General features: G+C 71.4%; 12 protein-coding genes. 7 read left to right on the top strand and 5 right to left on the bottom strand.

The window, feature by feature from the left end:
* Nucleotides 1-18 precede the first annotated feature (18 nt).
* The 4 genes from ACFY12_RS32710 (at nt 19) to ACFY12_RS32725 (ending at nt 5,245) form a co-directional block, all read left to right on the top strand.
* The gene (locus ACFY12_RS32710) at nt 19-783 is read left to right on the top strand and encodes an NUDIX domain-containing protein (RefSeq protein WP_390719592.1); all 765 of its coding nucleotides are present in this window, start codon (nt 19-21) and stop codon (nt 781-783) included.
* 531 nt (nt 784-1,314) lie between these two features.
* Nucleotides 1,315-2,313, top strand: coding sequence for a FadR/GntR family transcriptional regulator (locus tag ACFY12_RS32715; protein WP_390719593.1), 999 nt, complete (start codon nt 1,315-1,317; stop codon nt 2,311-2,313).
* 395 nt (nt 2,314-2,708) lie between these two features.
* The gene (locus ACFY12_RS32720) at nt 2,709-4,265 is read left to right on the top strand and encodes an RNA polymerase sigma factor (RefSeq protein WP_390719594.1); all 1,557 of its coding nucleotides are present in this window, start codon (nt 2,709-2,711) and stop codon (nt 4,263-4,265) included.
* 170 nt (nt 4,266-4,435) lie between these two features.
* On the top strand, nt 4,436-5,245 hold the full coding sequence (locus ACFY12_RS32725) for a serine protease (RefSeq protein WP_390719595.1): 810 nt from the start codon (nt 4,436-4,438) through the stop codon (nt 5,243-5,245).
* Between the two features lie 226 nt (nt 5,246-5,471).
* Here ACFY12_RS32725 and ACFY12_RS32730 read toward each other — a convergent pair whose 3' ends face one another.
* Entirely contained in the window at nt 5,472-5,705 is a 234-nt protein-coding gene (locus ACFY12_RS32730) for a hypothetical protein (RefSeq protein ID WP_390719596.1), read from the bottom strand.
* Between the two features lie 442 nt (nt 5,706-6,147).
* Here ACFY12_RS32730 and ACFY12_RS32735 point away from each other — a divergent pair, with 442 nt between their 5' ends.
* The gene (locus tag ACFY12_RS32735; RefSeq protein WP_390719597.1) at nt 6,148-8,268 is read left to right on the top strand and encodes a type IIA DNA topoisomerase subunit B; all 2,121 of its coding nucleotides are present in this window, start codon (nt 6,148-6,150) and stop codon (nt 8,266-8,268) included.
* A gap of 330 nt (nt 8,269-8,598) precedes the next feature.
* Here ACFY12_RS32735 and ACFY12_RS32740 read toward each other — a convergent pair whose 3' ends face one another.
* The 4 genes from ACFY12_RS32740 to ACFY12_RS32755 all read right to left on the bottom strand — a co-directional run bounded on the left by ACFY12_RS32740 (nt 8,599) and on the right by ACFY12_RS32755 (nt 13,699).
* Nucleotides 8,599-9,321, bottom strand: coding sequence for a response regulator (locus tag ACFY12_RS32740; protein WP_390719598.1), 723 nt, complete (start codon nt 9,319-9,321; stop codon nt 8,599-8,601).
* Nucleotides 9,318-10,928, bottom strand: a complete 1,611-nt coding sequence (locus ACFY12_RS32745) for an ATP-binding protein (protein WP_390719621.1) — start codon at nt 10,926-10,928, stop codon at nt 9,318-9,320. The genes ACFY12_RS32740 and ACFY12_RS32745 overlap by 4 nt, the downstream gene beginning before the upstream one ends.
* A 422-nt stretch (nt 10,929-11,350) precedes the next feature.
* Nucleotides 11,351-12,370 carry a sucrase ferredoxin gene (locus ACFY12_RS32750; protein WP_390719599.1) on the bottom strand — a complete coding sequence of 340 codons (1,020 nt, stop codon included), beginning with the start codon at nt 12,368-12,370 and terminating at the stop codon, nt 11,351-11,353.
* A gap of 78 nt (nt 12,371-12,448) precedes the next feature.
* On the bottom strand, nt 12,449-13,699 hold the full coding sequence (locus ACFY12_RS32755) for a citrate synthase (protein WP_390719600.1): 1,251 nt from the start codon (nt 13,697-13,699) through the stop codon (nt 12,449-12,451).
* Nucleotides 13,700-13,866: 167 nt separating this feature from the next.
* Between ACFY12_RS32755 and ACFY12_RS32760 the strand changes: the two genes are divergently transcribed.
* Both ACFY12_RS32760 and ACFY12_RS32765 read left to right on the top strand, forming a co-directional pair.
* Nucleotides 13,867-15,036, top strand: coding sequence for a citrate synthase (locus ACFY12_RS32760; RefSeq protein ID WP_390719601.1), 1,170 nt, complete (start codon nt 13,867-13,869; stop codon nt 15,034-15,036).
* 144 nt (nt 15,037-15,180) lie between these two features.
* The gene (locus ACFY12_RS32765; RefSeq protein ID WP_390719602.1) at nt 15,181-16,392 is read left to right on the top strand and encodes a CobW family GTP-binding protein; all 1,212 of its coding nucleotides are present in this window, start codon (nt 15,181-15,183) and stop codon (nt 16,390-16,392) included.
* Nucleotides 16,393-16,555: the final 163 nt, after the last annotated feature.

Below are 16,555 nucleotides of genomic sequence, written 5' to 3' on the forward strand. Positions count from 1 at the left end.
GACGACTATGATCACGGCATGCCTCCCTACGACCCGTCGGCCTTCCCGCCCTTCGCTGTCACCGTCGACCTGGTCGTGCTCACCGTGCGCCGCCACGCCCTGTGCGCGCTGGCCGTGCGCCGTGGTGAGCCGCCGTTCCAGGGCCGCTGGGCGCTGCCCGGCGGATTCGTCCGGGCCGATGAGGACCTGGAGGCCGCCGCCGCCCGGGAGCTCGCCGAGGAGACCGGGCTGCACGCCCAGTCCCCGACGGGCCCGTCGCCCGCGTACGGTGCCCACCTGGAACAGCTCGCGACGTACGGCGACCCCAAGCGTGACCCCCGGATGCGCGTCGTCAGCGTCGCGCACCTGGTCCTCGCCCCCGACCTGCCGGCTCCCACACCGGGCGGGGACGCGCACAGCGCACGCTGGGCGCCGGTGGAGACCCTGCTGGGGCAGGGCGACACCCGGGTCCGCGAGGGCGAGCTGGGGGCGCCGCTCGCCTTCGACCACGCACGGATCCTCGGTGACGGGGTGGAGCGCGCCCGCTCAAAGATCGAGTACTCCTCGCTCGCCACGGCCTTCTGCCCGCCGGAGTTCACCGTCGGCGAGCTGCGGCGGGTCTACGAGGCGGTCTGGGGCGTCGCCCTGGACCCCCGTAACTTCCACCGCAAGGTGACCGGCACCCCCGGGTTCCTGGTCCCCACGGGCGGCACCACGACCCGCCAGGGCGGCCGCCCGGCCCAGCTGTTCAGAGCCGGCGGGGCGACGCTGCTCAACCCGCCGATGCTGCGCCCGGAGGTCTGAGCGCCGCCGGTGATGACGCGCCCGCGTCGTTCCCTCCCTCTCCACTCCCCTTTTCGCTTCCCCTCTTCGCTCTTGTAACTCCCCTTCGGGAAAGGGACGTTCCTTGACCGGGGTGGTGCGTGGGTGGCGCCATGCGCCGTACTCGGCACGGGAACAACAGAGTTGGCGCCTGTGTTCCACGAGGTTCCCGAGCCGGGTGTGGGCCGTCTTCCCCGTGGTCATCCGCTTTCTCGTCCTGCGGTCGTTCCCTGTCCGTTCCGCGGTCGTCAAGTGCCTCTCTCGATTCGACCGTGACCGTTCGGTCGTGCGGCGGCCCAAAGGTCAATTCGCCTGCTCTGTCCCGAGGTTGTCGCCCACCGGTCCTGGTCTGCGGAAACCCATCCGTTGTGCTATACGGCTGCGGGTTCTGACCGAGTAAGAAGCCTGTTTTGTCGCTGTGTTGTGCTGGCCGTTGTCCGCAACTCGCCATGGAGAGCGCATTTCTTTCCGATAAAGCGTCAATTCGGAGATGGGGGGCGATCACCCTTTCGTGTGCTTTTCACCAAAGACCTCAAGGGCGTTCGGAGTGCCGCCGACAAAGGATGCGTGAGTACCCTTGCGCACACCATGATGACCGCGGCTCGCCCCGGCGACACCGGCCTCGCAGGCCCGGGCGAGCTTGACCGCTACCCCTACGCCAACGCTGCCAACGCTGCGAACGCGAACAGCACAGCCAGTCCGGACCGGGCCGAGCGCGTCCCACAGGTCTGGGAAGGCTCCGAGGCAGACATCGGCCGGGTCGGCCGCCGCGCGGCCGGCAGCCGCGGCCGTGGCCTGCACGGCCAACTCGTCCAGCAGCTCGGCCAGATGATCGTTTCCGGCGATCTCGGCGCCGACCGTCCGCTCGTCCCCGAGGAGATCGGCCAGCGCTTCGAGGTCTCCCGCACCGTCGTCCGTGAGTCGCTGCGCGTTCTCGAGGCCAAGGGCCTCGTCAGCGCGCGCCCCAACGTGGGCACCCGGGTGCGCCCGGTCAGCGACTGGAACCTCCTCGACCCCGACATCATCGAATGGCGGGCCTACGGTCCGCAGCGTGACGACCAGCGCCGCGAGCTGTGTGAGCTGCGCTGGACGATCGAGCCGCTGGCGGCCCGGCTCGCCGCCGGCCACGGCCGCGAGGACATCCAGCAGCGGCTCGCCGACATGGTCGAGATCATGGGCCACTCCGCGGCCCAGGGCGACACCATGACCTTCACGCGGGCCGACGCCGAGTTCCACTCGCTGCTGCTGCAGCTCGCCGGCAACCGCATGCTCGAGCACCTCTCGGGCATCGTCTCCGCCGCCCTGCACGTCTCCGGAGGGTCCGGCGGCTGCGAACGGCCGGTCGAGACGTCCGTGGGCCAGCACATGAGGGTGGTCGACGCCATCGGCGGCGGGGACGCCGCGGCGGCCGAATCCGCGATGCGTCAGCTCCTCGCGGCCCACCTCGAGTCCGCCGGCCAGGGCTCCGGGACGCCCGTGGACCACGTCGTCCCCGCGCCCCGCGAGCACTGAAGGCCCGTACTCGACCGCGTACGGACCGTAGGCGCCGCGCGGCCCCCGTGCCCCGTGTCCCCCGCGGGCGGGGCACGCCGTACGCGGCGGAGGCGCATGATCGCCGGATCCGGAGTGTCGACCGGATCCGGCGGCAGGCCCCGGGAGGGTTGCATGTCATATGACTGGGAATGGGTGGTTATGGGGTGTGACTCGGGCCACGCAGATTGGGCGTAACGCTGTTCCGGGAAGCGCGATGACTTAAGAGGTGATAGCCGAGGAGGGAATACGAGCGGCGTGTGAGGCGCTGTTCAACTCCCCGGTTGCCCCCGCGCCGTCGGTCCATCCCCACCGGCGGTCGTCGGCTCCGATCCACACAGGACGGGGTCGGAAGCCGTTTCCATCGTTCCGAGAGGTTGTTCGTGTCGGCCAGCACATCCCGTACGCTCCCGCCGGAGATCGCCGAGTCCGAGTCTGTGATGGCGCTCATCGAGCGGGGAAAGGCAGATGGGCAGATCGCCGGCGATGACGTGCGTCGGGCCTTCGAGGCTGACCAGATTCCGCCAACCCAGTGGAAGAACGTTCTGCGCAGCCTCAACCAGATCCTCGACGAGGAGGGTGTGACGCTGATGGTCAGTGCCGCAGAGGCGCCCAAGCGCACCCGCAAGAGCGTCGCAGCGAAGAGTCCGGCGAAGCGCACCGCCACCAAGACCGTCGCGGCCAAGACCGCCACGGTCAAGAAGACCACCGCCGCCGCGGCCACCGCCTCCGTGGCGGACCCGTCGGCCGGTGAGTCCGAGTCCGCGCCTGCGAAGAAGGCAGCGGCGAAGAAGACGACCGCCAAGAAGGCGGTTGCGAAGAAGACCACGGCCAAGAAGGTCACGGCCAAGAAGGCCACCGGCAAGAAGGACGTCGACGAGCTGCTCGACGACGACGTGACCGAGGAGACCCCGGTGCCCGGCAAGGGCGACCCGGAGGCTCCCGAGGGCGCGGAGAACGCCGGTTTCGTCCTGTCCGACGAGGACGAGGACGACGCCCCCGCGCAGCAGGTCGCCGCGGCCGGCGCCACGGCCGACCCGGTCAAGGACTACCTCAAGCAGATCGGCAAGGTCCCGCTCCTCAACGCCGAGCAGGAGGTGGAGCTCGCCAAGCGCATCGAGGCAGGCCTGTTCGCCGAGGACAAGCTGGCGAACTCCGACAAGATCGCGCCGAAGCTCAAGCGCGAGCTGGAGATCATCGCCGAGGACGGCCGGCGGGCGAAGAACCACCTTCTGGAGGCCAACCTCCGGCTGGTCGTCTCCCTGGCCAAGCGGTACACCGGCCGCGGCATGCTCTTCCTGGACCTGATCCAGGAGGGCAACCTCGGTCTGATCCGTGCGGTCGAGAAGTTCGACTACACCAAGGGCTACAAGTTCTCGACCTACGCGACGTGGTGGATCCGCCAGGCCATCACCCGCGCCATGGCCGACCAGGCCCGTACGATCCGTATCCCCGTCCACATGGTCGAGGTCATCAACAAGCTGGCCCGCGTCCAGCGTCAGATGCTCCAGGACCTGGGCCGCGAGCCCACCCCGGAGGAGCTGGCCAAGGAACTCGACATGACCCCCGAAAAGGTCATCGAGGTCCAGAAGTACGGCCGTGAGCCGATCTCGCTGCACACCCCGCTGGGCGAGGACGGCGACAGCGAGTTCGGTGACCTCATCGAGGACTCCGAGGCGGTCGTCCCGGCCGACGCGGTCAGCTTCACGCTCCTGCAGGAGCAGCTGCACTCCGTGCTCGACACCCTCTCCGAGCGTGAGGCGGGCGTGGTCTCCATGCGCTTCGGCCTCACCGACGGCCAGCCCAAGACGCTGGACGAGATCGGCAAGGTCTACGGCGTCACCCGTGAGCGGATCCGCCAGATCGAGTCGAAGACGATGTCGAAGCTGCGTCACCCGTCCCGTTCTCAGGTGCTCCGCGACTACCTCGACTAGTCCAAGCCCGGCCGTCCTGGCCGGACCGTGCCACGAGCCCGGTTCCTCCCCTGTGGAGGGACCGGGCTCGCGCTGTGTGCAGGGGCCGGGGGCGTCCTCGTCCGGGTGCGCGGCAAGGCCGTTTGGCTCACGCTGGGTTGGCGAACGTTCTCTCAGAGTCAGGAGTCCGTATGCGCCCGACCGTACGCGCCGCCTTCGGAGCCCTCATGCTGGCCCTCGTCCTGCCGGCGCCGGCGGCCGCGGACGAGTCGGTGATCGGAGGAAGGGCCACCACGCTGTCGCAGAGCCCCTGGGCGGTCGCACTGGCCTCCCACGAGCGCTTCGGGTCCCAGCGCTCCGGACAGTTCTGCGGCGGTGTGCTGGTCGGGCACGCGACGGTTGTGACGGCGGCGCACTGTCTGAGCAAGGAGGTACTGGGCGTTCCCTGGCAGCGGGTGCGGGATCTGCGGGTGGTGATAGGACGCGACAACCTCACCGGTGCCGGCGGCCAGGAGCTCAAGCCCGCGAAGGTATGGGTGAACCCGCGCTATGACAGCTGGACGAACGAGGGCGATATGGCCGTCCTCACGCTGCCCAAGCCCGTCCCGAACCGGCCCATCACCATAGCGGGGCGACAGGACCCCGCCTATCGCCCGGGCAACCGGGCCACGGTCTACGGCTGGGGGGACACCACCGGAGAGGGGAGCTACGCGACGCGCCTGCGGGCGGCGCACATCGTCGTACTGCGCGACACCGTGTGCACCCGGGCCTATCCGGGCAGTGCGGACGGCACGTACCGGTCCCGGTCGATGCTGTGTGCCGGAGAACCGGAGGGCGGCCGGGACGCCTGCCAGGGGGACAGCGGGGGGCCACTGGTCGTACGGGGGCGTCTGGTGGGGCTGGTGTCCTGGGGGACCGGCTGTGGCCAGGCGGGCAGTCCGGGGGTCTATACGCGGGCCTCGGCCCTGCTGCCGGCGGTCTCCGCGCATGGGGCCGGCTGATCCGGACGCGGGGACGGCTCAACCGGACAAGGGGAGCGGCTGGGGAGCGCTGAGCGGGCGCGGAGCGCCGGACGGCGCACTTTCATCAAGGGGGCACGAGCCAGTGGCGGCACGGGCCCATGGCGGCGCGCATCGGCGTAGGAGTGCGGGCGGCCTCCCCGGTGGTGCCGGGTGACCGCCCGCCGCACGGCGCTGGGCCGCTGTTCGCTCGTCGGGATGCGGAGTGTCAGCGTTCCTCATCGGGTGCGGACGCCGAGGGAGAGGCGGTCAGCCGCTCCGTCTCGTCCTGTATTTCCGCGGCGATCTTCTTGAGTTCTGGCTCGAACTTGCGACCGTGGTGGGCGCAGAAGAGCAGTTCTCCGCCGGACATCAGGACGACGCGCAGGTATGCCTGGGCGCCGCAGCGGTCGCAGCGGTCAGCGGCCGTCAGCGGGCTCGCGGGTGTCAGAACAGTAGTCACGTCGCCTCTTCTCTAGCTCGACGAGCTGTCGTACCAGGGTCAACATCCAACCAGGCCGAAAACGTTCCCGCTCGTGCCTTTTCCTCGAAAAAATTTCTCCGAGGGGCCGGGTGCTGCCGGGTGGCGGCGAATGAGCCGTATTGCGTGGTGGTCTGATGCACGTTGGTGGGTGGTCCGTCCCCCCGGCTGGCTTGCCGGTTGTTGATGAGGACGTGCCCGGAGCCTAAATGGTTCATGCCTCGAAGGGAACGTGATGTGCACGTCACGAGGACGTCACTCCAACGAGGTATCGAACGTGCGAGCGAAATGCTACTACCATGAGCATGCGTACGGGTGGCGTCACATCGGCTCTACTAGGCCTCGGTACCCTCTCACCGGCGACACCGCCACAACCGAGTCCGCGGAATGCGGACTGCCAGAAATTCAGCGAGGAGCGAACCGCGTGACCGCCGAGATGTCCGTGCCGTCCACCGCCGTGCTGACCGGGGCAGACCGGGACGGTTCCAACTACACCGCGCGGCATCTGCTCGTCCTCGAGGGCCTGGAGGCCGTCCGCAAGCGTCCCGGAATGTACATCGGCTCGACGGACAGCCGTGGCCTGATGCACTGTCTGTGGGAGATCATCGACAACTCCGTCGACGAGGCGCTGGGCGGCTACTGCGACCATATCGAGGTGATCCTCCACGACGACGGGTCGGTGGAGGTGCAGGACAACGGCCGCGGCATCCCGGTGGACGTGGAGCCCAAGACCGGCCTCAGCGGCGTCGAGGTCGTGATGACCAAGCTGCACGCGGGCGGAAAGTTCGGCGGCGGCTCGTACGCCGCGTCCGGCGGTCTGCACGGCGTCGGCGCCTCCGTCGTCAACGCCCTCTCCGCGCGGGTCGACGTCGAGGTGGACCGCAGCAGCAAGACGCATGCGATCAGCTTCCGCCGTGGTGTGCCGGGCAGCTTCACGAAGGCGGGCCCCGACGCCCCGTTCAAGCCGGGCGGCGGTCTGACCAAGGGCAAGCGGATCCCCAAGACGAAGACCGGAACCCGGACGCGGTTCTGGGCCGACCGGCAGATCTTCCTGAAGGACGCCAGGCTCTCCCTGGAGACGCTGTACGCCCGCGCCCGCCAGACGGCCTTCCTCGTACCGGGCCTGACCCTGGTGGTCCGTGACGAGCGGGGGATCGACGGCGCCGGCAAGACCGAAGAGGTCTTCCACTACGACGGCGGGATCAGCGAGTTCTGCGAGTACCTGGCACAGGACAAGGCCGTCTGCGATGTGCTGCGGCTGACCGGCCAGGGCACGTTCAAGGAGACCGTGCCGGTTCTCGACGACCGTGGCCATATGACCCCGACCGAGGTCACGCGTGAGCTGGGCGTGGACGTCGCGCTGCGCTGGGGCACCGGCTACGACTCCACGGTCAAGTCGTTCGTCAACATCATCGCCACCCCCAAGGGCGGCACCCATGTCTCCGGTTTCGAGCGCTCGATCACCAAGACCGTCAACGAGGTCCTGAGGTCGGCCAAGCTGCTGCGGGTCGCCGAGGACGACATCGTCAAGGACGATGCCATGGAGGGCCTCACCGCCGTGGTGACCGTGCGGCTCGCCGAGCCGCAGTTCGAGGGGCAGACCAAGGAGGTGCTCGGTACCTCCGCCGCCTCCCGGATCGTCGCCCAGGTGGTCAGCCGGGAACTGAAGGCCTTCCTGACCTCCACGAAGCGGGACGCCAAGCAGCAGGCGCGCGCCGTCCTGGAGAAGGTCGTCGCCGCGGCCCGTACCCGTATCGCGGCCCGTCAGCACAAGGAGGCCCAGCGGCGGAAGACGGCGCTGGAGTCGTCCTCGCTGCCGGCCAAGCTGGCGGACTGCCGCAGCGATGACGTCGACCGCAGCGAGCTCTTCATCGTCGAGGGCGACTCGGCGCTGGGTACCGCGAAGCTGGCGCGGAATTCGGAGTTCCAGGCGCTGCTGCCGATCCGCGGCAAGATCCTGAACGTCCAGAAGGCGTCGGTCTCGGACATGCTCAAGAACGCCGAGTGCGGCGCCATCATCCAGGTCATAGGGGCCGGTTCGGGCCGTACCTTCGACATCGACGCCGCCCGTTACGGCAAGGTCATCTTCCTGGCCGACGCGGATGTCGACGGTGCCCACATCCGCATCCTGCTGCTGACCCTCTTCCAGCGCTATATGCGGCCGATGGTCGAGCAGGGCCGGGTCTTCTCGGCGGTCCCGCCGCTGCACCGCGTCGAACTCATCAACCCCAAGCGGGGCCAGGAGAAGTACCTCTACACCTACTCGGACAACGAACTGCGCCAGACGCTGCTCGGGCTCGAGGCCAAGAACATCCGCTACAAGGACAGCATCCAGCGCTACAAGGGCCTGGGTGAGATGGACGCCGACCAGCTCGCCGAGACGACGATGGACCCGCGGCACCGCACTCTGCGCCGTATCAACATCAGCGATCTCGAAGCGGCGGAGAAGGCCTTCGATCTCCTCATGGGCAATGAGGTCGCCCCCCGCAGGGAGTTCATCACCAACTCCGCGTCCACCCTGGACCGGTCGCGCATCGACACCTGAGAGCGCAGCGGCTCCTGAGGTACCTGGGAGTGCGGCGGCACCCGGGAGTGCGCTCGGCGGCTCCCGGGCGGGTGCCTCTTCCCGGGAGTGGAGAGGCACCCGCCGTCGCGGGGCCTGCGAGGGGCCTGTGCGGGGCTTGACGGTGGCTGTGGGGCGCCGGCGGCGCCGGGCCGGGGAATCTTCCCGTCGAGGGCTTCCGGCGCCGTCTGAACGCCGCTCAGGGCGTTCGCTCCAGGTCATGGGCGAGAGCCGGAGCCACGGGCGCTCACGGACACGGGGCCGCGCGGGCCGCGCCCGTCCGGCACCTCAGGCAGGACGGCCCCACTCGTATCAGGCGGGACGGCCCCACTCGTAGCGGTGCTCCGGGCGGCCGGTCTCGCCGTATCTGAGGGTGAGGCGGACCCGCCCGGTGCGCTCCAGCAGCTTGAGGTAGCGCTGGGCGGTCTGCCGGCTCAGGCCCGACCGCAGGGCGACGTCCTGGGCCGAGAGCGGGGTGTCCGCGGTGCGCAGGACCGAACGGACGCGGTCGGCGGTGGCGGCGGAGTGCCCCTTCGGCAGCTCGGCCGCCCCGGCGCCGGCGGCCCCCAGCGCCCCGAAGATCCGGTCCACTTCGGCCTGTTCGGCCTGCCCGCCGCCGGCGCACGTACGGTGCAGCGCCGCATAGCCCTCCAGCTTGGCGCGCAGCCCGGCGAAGGTGAACGGCTTGACCAGGTACTGGAGCGCGCCGAGGCGCATCGCGGCCCGGACGGTCGCGATGTCGCGCGCCGCCGTCACCATGATCACGTCGGCGAGCAGACCGCGCCGCCGCAGGTCACCGACGAGCTGGACGCCCGTCCCGTCCGGAAGGTAGTGGTCCAGGAGGATCAGGTCGGCCGGGTGTTCCTCCAGGGCGGCGAGGGCTTCGGCGGCGGAGTGCGCGACGCGGACGACGCGGAATCCCCCGACCTTGGCGACGTAGGCCGCGTTGATCCGTGCGACCTGTGGATCGTCGTCCACGACCAGTACGTCGATTACGTCGATCGGTACGTCGCTCCCGCTGCTCCCGCCGCTCATCGCCCGGCCTCCGTGGCGCCGTCGGCGCGGTGCGCGCCCCCGGTGCCGTCGGCAGCCGCGGCGGGCGGCCCGTCGGACAGCGCGTCGGGCACCGTCACGGTGAACACCGCGCCGCCGCCGGGCCGTTCACCGGCCTCGGCGCCGCCTCCGTAGCGCTCGGCGAGACGGCGGACGAGCGCCAGGCCGATGCCGCGCTGCCCGTGGGCGGGCGGCTCCTTGGTGGTCCAGCCCTCGGTGAAGATCTCCGCGCGCCGCGCCTCCGGAACCCCCGGCCCGTTGTCGCTGACCCGGACGACCGCGGTCCGGCCGTCGGCGCGGATCTCCACCTCCACCTGGGCGTCGGGCTCGCCGGACGTGGCGTCCAGGGCGTTGTCGACGAGGTTGCCGAGCACGGTGACCAGGCTGTGCGGGTCGACGAGACGGTCGGGCAGCCGGGTACCGGCAGCGATGCGCAGGGCGACACCGCGTTCGGCGGCGACGGTGGCCTTGCCCACCAGGAGAGCGGCCAGCAGCGGATCGTGGACGCGTTCGGTGACCTGTTCCGCGGTCACCCGGTGTACGCCCACGGCCCGGGTCACGAACTCCACGGACTCCTCGTACAGCCCCAGTTCGAGCAGGCCGAGGAGCGTGTGCAGGCGGTTGGCGTGCTCGTGGTCCTGGGCCCGGAGGGCGTCGATCAGCCCACGGGTGCCGTCCAGTTCGCGGCCCAGCCGCTCCAGTTCGGTGCGGTCGCGCAAGGTGACCACGGCACCCCCGTCGTCGGTCGGCATACGGTTGGCCACCAGGACCCGTTGCCCGCTGACGGCCAGCAGGTCCGCTCCCGATACCCGGCCGGCCAGCACATCGGTGGTACGGCCCGGAGGAAGGACGGCGTCCAGGGGGCGGCCGATGTCCTCGGCGCGCAGGTCGAGGAGGCGCTGCGCCTCGTCGTTCATCAGCCGGATCCGGCCGCGTCCGTCGAGCGCGAGGAACCCTTCCCGGATGCCGTGCAGCATCGCCTCGCGCTCGGCCAGCAGCGCCGAAATGTCGGAGAAGGCCAGGTCATGGGTGCGGCGTTGGAGGCGGCGGGCGACGAGGTACGCGGCGAGGGCGCCCATGGCGAGTGCCCCGCCCGCGTAGGCGAGAAGCTGGGGAACGGTGGCGAGCAGCCGCTGCTGCACGCTCTCGTACGCGATACCGACCGAGACGGCGCCGACGACCGCGCCGCTTGCGTCGCGCAGCGGGACCTTGCCGCGTGCGGAGCGCCCGAGGGTGCCCTCGTCGATCTGCATGACCTCCTGGCCGGAGAGCACGGGACCGGGGTCGGTGGAGACATGGTGTCCGATCTTGTCCGGATCCGTGTGGGACCAGCGCACCCCATGCTTGTCCATGATCACCACGTACTCGGCGCCGGTGGCGGCGCGGATCCGCTCGGCGGCGTTCTGGACGGGTCCGTGACGGCTCGGACGGGATTCCTCCAGGGCGTCGTCGAGGCGGTGTTCGGCGGCGGTGGTCTGGGCGATGGCGAGCGCGCGGCGCATCGCCTGATCGTCGAGCTGGGCGCCGAGCGGAGCGAGGAACAGGCCGGTCGCCAGTGCGGTGACCCCGGTGGCGATGGCGAGTTGCATCAGCAGCACCTGGGAGAAGACCCGGCGCGGGCGGCCCAGGCGCGGGCGGGGCAGGAGCGTGGTGCGGGCGGCGGGGAAGCCGGCGGGCAGCGGTGCGGCGCCCGAGGGCCGGGCGGCGCTCGGGCGTGGAGCCGACGCTGCGTTCTTGCCCATACGGACGAACAGTAGGCGCCGTCACGGCCGGTCGGGCGGCGGGGTGGGCGGATTCACAGGGACGGCAGGGAGGACTTCACAGGGCCGGCGGGGAGGACCCGGGTTCGGTGTGAAGCTCTCGGGCTCGCAGGGGAGGCGCGGGCACCCCCACCAGCGCCTGGGCGAGCGGGACGAAGTTCCCGGGCTCGCAGGGGAGGCGCCCGTGCTCGGGGGAGAGGTGTCCGGGTCCGGTGCGGTGCTTCCGGTGGCGGCCGTGGGCCTTCCCGGGATCAGCCGTGGGCGGCGGTGGTCCCTGCCCCGGTCTCTGCCCCGGTCTCTGCCCCGGTCCCTGTCCGGGGCATGTCTCCGGTGGCCGGGGTGGCCACGGCCGTGACGGAGGTGACCGCGATCCGGGCCGGCGGCCCGAGCGGCGCACCGCAGCTCGCGGGCGCCGGAGCGCCGTCGGCCCGCTGCTCGACGGTCACCCGCCAGGTACGGCCGTCGGCGTGCGCGACGGTCACGGCCCAGGCGGGGGAGGGGTGTTCGGGGTCCGCCGGGTCCGGGGCGGCCGCCGGATCCGTCCGTACGACGTCGAGGGCGTCCGCGCGGTCCTCCCGGATGAGCTCGCGGACGGCGAGGTCGGCGGCCTGGGCCGGGCGGTCCCATGCCGAGCGGCCACGGCACTGGTCGAGGGCGATCCGTCCGTGGTGGGCCGCCTCCAGGGCGTCCTTGACCAGGGGCGCCGAGGCGCGTCCATAGGCGTAGCCGTAGGGCAGGACGAGGAGCGTGGGGGAGAAGCGGTGGCCCCCGATGTGGGTGATCTCCCAGGCCTCCGCCCCGGTGGTGGCGAGCTCGGCGGCCAGCGGCCGGCCCTGGAGGGCGCAGCAGCGGTCCCGCTTTCCATTGGTGCACACGAGGGCCAGCGGTGCACCGGAGTACGGCTCCCAGAGGCCGTGGTGCTCTCCCGCGCCCAGGGCGGCGAAATCCAGGTCGAGGGCCGCCCGGGGGTCGGCGACGGTGGTGCGGATCCAGGATCGTCCCGGGGCGGTGTGGGCGACGAAGAGCCGGTTCCGGGAGACCTCGTGGCAGTCGGCGTGACGGCCGGGCCGGCGGATGAGCGCGACGCGTACGCCCGTGCCCTCGGCCGCGGCCTCCAGCGCCCGGCCGACACCGGGGTCGAGATGGCTCTGCGTCAGCGCCTGGGCTCCCCAGGGCCCGGTCTGTTCGATGAGCAGCCAGGTGCGGGCGGTGGCCGCGGTTCCGGCGAGCGGTTCGGCCGCCTGGAGGGAAGCGGTGGCGCAGGTACTCACGAAGGGAAGCCTAACCTTGTCGTCCCGGTGCCGAGCAGCCGCCCCGGGGTCTCCGGGGCGGCTCCGGACTGGTTCCCGTCACGGCAGCGGCTGTGGCGGCCTGGGGCCGGTGTACTGGCCCGTGGGGCGCACACGCGCGGGGCGTTCGGCGTACTCCTCCAGCGCGTGGGCGATCCAGCCGACGGTACGGGCGAGCGCGAAGACCGTCTCGCCCGCCTCGGCCGGCATCCCCGTGGCGACCGTCAGGACCGCCAGCGCCAGATCGATATTGGCGTGCAGCTCGGTGTGGCGGGCGGCGGTGCTGATCACCTCGCGGGCGGCCCCGAGGGCGGGACGGGCCTGCGGTACGTCCTCCAGGAGCGCGAAGAGCGCGCGGGCCCGCGGGTCCTCACCCGGATAGACACGATGCCCCAGACCGGGCACCCTGCGGCCGGCCCGCAGATGGTCGGCGACCACGGCCGCCGCGCTGCCGCGGTCCAGCACGTCCAGCAGCATCCGGTGGGCGAGCCCGCTCGCCGCGCCGTGCAGCGTCCCGTCCAGTGCGCCGAAACCGGCCGAGACGATCGCGTACGGATGGGCCCGCGCGGAGGCGGCGACCCGGACGGCGACGGTCGAGACGGCGAGGTCGTGGTCGATGAGCAGCACCAGCGCGGCGTCGAGCACGCGCAGCGACGCGTCGTCGGGGGTCTGCGCCGTGAGCTTCGACCACAGGCGCCAGGCCAGGCGGCCCGCGCCGCGGTGCGCGGTGCCGACCGGGGGCAGCGCGTCGACGAGTGTGGGGATCAGGCTGCGGGCGGTGCCCAGGACGGCTTCTTCGGAGAGGTCGAAGCGGAGCGGGTCGGCGGCGGCCGCGGCGATCAGCGCGGCCCGCAGCTGGTCCATCTGCCCGCAGTGCTCCGGCAGCGCCCGCACGGCGCGGCGGGCCGCGGACAGCGCGTCCGGAGGAGCGGTGAAGTGGACGCCACGGTGCAGTTCGCCGGTCCACAGCCACTCGGCGACTTCCTCGTAGCGGTAGTGGGCGGCGAGCTCCGTGGCGTCGACGCCACGGAAGTAGCAGCGGCCGCCGTCGATCAGCGTGATGCCCGTACGGAACGCCAACTCGCCGGCAGGCCCGGAGGGTTCACGCCGTCCGCCGCGCCGGGCCAGTGCCTCGACCTCCTTCGGGTCGAAGGTGCTGCCCCGGCCGTCCGCTGCGCGGCGGCTGGTCAGCTGGCCCCGGCTGACATACGCGTACACCGTCTCGGGCTTCACGCCGAGCCGGTCGGCCGCCTCCCGGGTGGTCAGCCGGCGCTCGCCCGGGTCGTCCTGCGTCGTCCGTTGATCCGCCATGCACTCACCGTATCCAGAACCCCTCACATTGATTCAATCAATATTGACGATGATTGAGTCAAGCATGGATAGTCGAATCAATTCGGAGCGCGTCCGAGGCGCACTCCGATGCGAGGAACTGACGAGACGAACCGACGAGACGAACCGACGAACCAAGGAGATCCGCCATGCCCGTTGCCGAGGCGAACGCACCGATCGACGCTCCCCGCGGCCTCGCGGGAGTCGTCGTCACCGAGACGCGGCTCGGCGACGTCCGGGGGCGCGAGGGCTTCTACCACTACCGCCAGTACTCCGCCGTCGAGCTGGCCATGAACCGCGGTTTCGAGGACGTCTGGTACCTGATGTTCCACGGTGCGCTCCCGGACGCGGACCAGCTGGCGGCCTTCACGGCGGAGACGGCGGCGCTGCGCCCGCTGCCCGCCGCGGTCCGTGAGGCGCTGCCCGCGCTCGCCCGGGCCGGTGCGCTCGCCGGCCCGCTCGCCGGGCTGCGTACCGCGCTCTCCCTGCTCGGCGCCACGGCCGGCTTCCGGCCGCTCTACGACATCGACGCCGACCGGCGGCGGGCCGACGCCCTGGCCGCCTGTGCCGCCGTCCCCACCCTGCTCACCGCGCTGCACCGGCTCGGCCAGGGGCTGCGGCCCATCGAGCCGCGCGCGGACCTCGGCCACGCGGCCAACTACCTCTACATGCTCACCGGTGAGGAGCCGGAGCCGGACCGGGTACGGGCGATCGAGGCCTATCTCATCTCCACCATCGACCACGGCTTCAACGCCTCGACGTTCACCGCCCGCGTCATCGCCTCCACCGGCGCCGACCTCGCGGCTTGCCTCGTCGGCGCCATCGGCGCGCTGTCCGGGCCGCTGCACGGGGGTGCGCCCAGCCGCGCCCTGGACATGCTCGACGCCATCGGCACACCGGACCGCATCGACGCATGGGTGCGTGAGCAGATGCGCCGCGGCGACCGGATCATGGGTTTCGGGCACGCCGTCTACCGCACCGAGGATCCGCGCTCCCGGATGCTGCGCGGTATCGCCGAGCGGTTCGGTGGCCCGCTGGCGGAGTTCGCCGTCCAGGTGGAGGCGAGGGTCGAGGAACTGCTGGCGGAGTTCAAACCCGGCCGCGAACTCCACGCGAATGTGGAGCTCTACGCGGGCGTCGTCATGGAGCTGTGCGGGCTGCCGCGGGAGATGTTCACGCCGACGTTCTGCGCGGCCCGGGCGGTCGGCTGGAGCGCCAACGTCCTGGAACAGGCCGAGGATCCGAAGATCATCCGCCCGGCGGCCCGCTACGTGGGCCCGCCCCCGCCCCAGCCGGTGCCCGCGGTCGCGGCGCGGTAGCACGCGCCTGCCCGGTCCCGTGGCGCCCGGTCGGTCCCGTGGCGCCCGGCCGGGCCGGGGCCCGTTCCGGCGGGTCGGTTACGATCGACAGCTCGTCCGCCGCCGGGCCGCGCGGCCCGCCGCCCGCACCATGGAGGCGCCCCCTTGGCCACGCAGCAGATCCCGGTCGTCGTGCTCGCGGGGTTCCTCGGATCGGGCAAGACGACCCTGCTCAACCACCTGCTCGGCGCCGGCGACGGCACCCGTATCGGTGCGATCGTCAATGACTTCGGCAGCATCGAGATCGATGCGATGACCGTCGCCGGGCAGGTGGACTCGATGGTCTCGCTCGGCAATGGCTGTCTGTGCTGTGCGGTCGACACCAGCGAACTGGACACGTACCTGGAGCGGCTGGCCCGCCCCGCGGCCCGGATCGACGTGATCGTCATCGAGGCCAGCGGGCTGGCCGAGCCGCAGGAACTCATCCGGATGATCCTCGCCAGTGACAACGACCGGATCGTCTACGGCGGGCTGATCGAGGTCGTGGACGCCGCCGAGTTCGACGCCACCCGGGCCCGGCACCCCGAACTGGACCGGCATGTGGGCGTCGCGGACATCGTGGTGCTCAACAAGGCCGACCGCATCGGTGCCGGGCCGCGCCGGGCGCTCATGGACACCCTCGCGGAGCTCGCCCCCGGCCGGCCGGTGATCTGCACCGCCTACGGACGGGTCGATCCGGAGCTGTTCTTCGACCGCGGAGCGGGGGAGGACCTCGATGCGGCCGTACGCCAGCTGTCGTTCGAGGACCTGCTGCGCGAGGCCGCCGCGCACGGGGAGCCGGCCGGCCGGGCCGACGGCCGCCACGATGCTCACCGTGGCCACCACCACGATGACGGTCACCATGACCACCACGATGACGGTCACCGTGACCACGACGAAGGCCGGCACGACCGCCACGACGAGGGCCACTGCGACCACCACGACGGGCAGTGCGGCCACCCGGACCACCTCCACGCCGCCTACCAGAGCGTGGAGTTCACCTCCGCCGAGCCGATGCACCCGCGCCGCCTCATGGACTTCCTCGACAGCCGCCCCCACGGCCTCTACCGCATCAAGGGCTTCGTCCACTTCGACGTCCCGGAGAACCGCCAGAAGTTCACACTGCACGCCGTCGGCGACTTCCTGCGCTTCTACCCCGGCCCGTGGCCCAAGGGCGAGGAGCGCGGCACCCAGCTCGTCCTGATCGGCAGCGGTGTCGACGCGCCGGCGCTGCGCAAGGAGCTGGAGCACTGCCGGGAGACCGGACCGCCGTCGGCCGACGCGAACAGCATGTGGGGCGTGCTGCGCTATGTGGACGGAGCCGACGAGGAGCACTGACGGAACAACGGGGCAACGGAACAACGGGGCAACGGAACAACGGAGCAACGGAACAGTCGGCGAGGAGCACTGACGGAAAAGGCGACGCCGTCGGGCCGGTTCATCGGCCCGACGGCGTCCGCCTGTCCACTCTCCGCTCCGCTCCGCGGCAGCGTTCACACCG

Origin of the sequence: Streptomyces sp. NPDC001339 (genome assembly GCF_042895955.1) — a bacterium.
Lineage (GTDB): Bacteria > Actinomycetota > Actinomycetes > Streptomycetales > Streptomycetaceae > Streptomyces.

Coding starts and splice junctions, on each gene's coding strand:
- ACFY12_RS32710 (WP_390719592.1), top strand. CDS start 19: ATGCCTCCCTACGACCCGTCGGCCTTCCCGCCCTTCGCTGTCACCGTC.
- ACFY12_RS32725 (WP_390719595.1), top strand. CDS start 4,436: ATGCGCCCGACCGTACGCGCCGCCTTCGGAGCCCTCATGCTGGCCCTC.
- ACFY12_RS32740 (WP_390719598.1), bottom strand. CDS start 9,321: ATGAGCGGCGGGAGCAGCGGGAGCGACGTACCGATCGACGTAATCGAC.
- ACFY12_RS32745 (WP_390719621.1), bottom strand. CDS start 10,928: ATGCAACTCGCCATCGCCACCGGGGTCACCGCACTGGCGACCGGCCTG.
- ACFY12_RS32755 (WP_390719600.1), bottom strand. CDS start 13,699: ATGGCGGATCAACGGACGACGCAGGACGACCCGGGCGAGCGCCGGCTG.
- ACFY12_RS32760 (WP_390719601.1), top strand. CDS start 13,867: ATGCCCGTTGCCGAGGCGAACGCACCGATCGACGCTCCCCGCGGCCTC.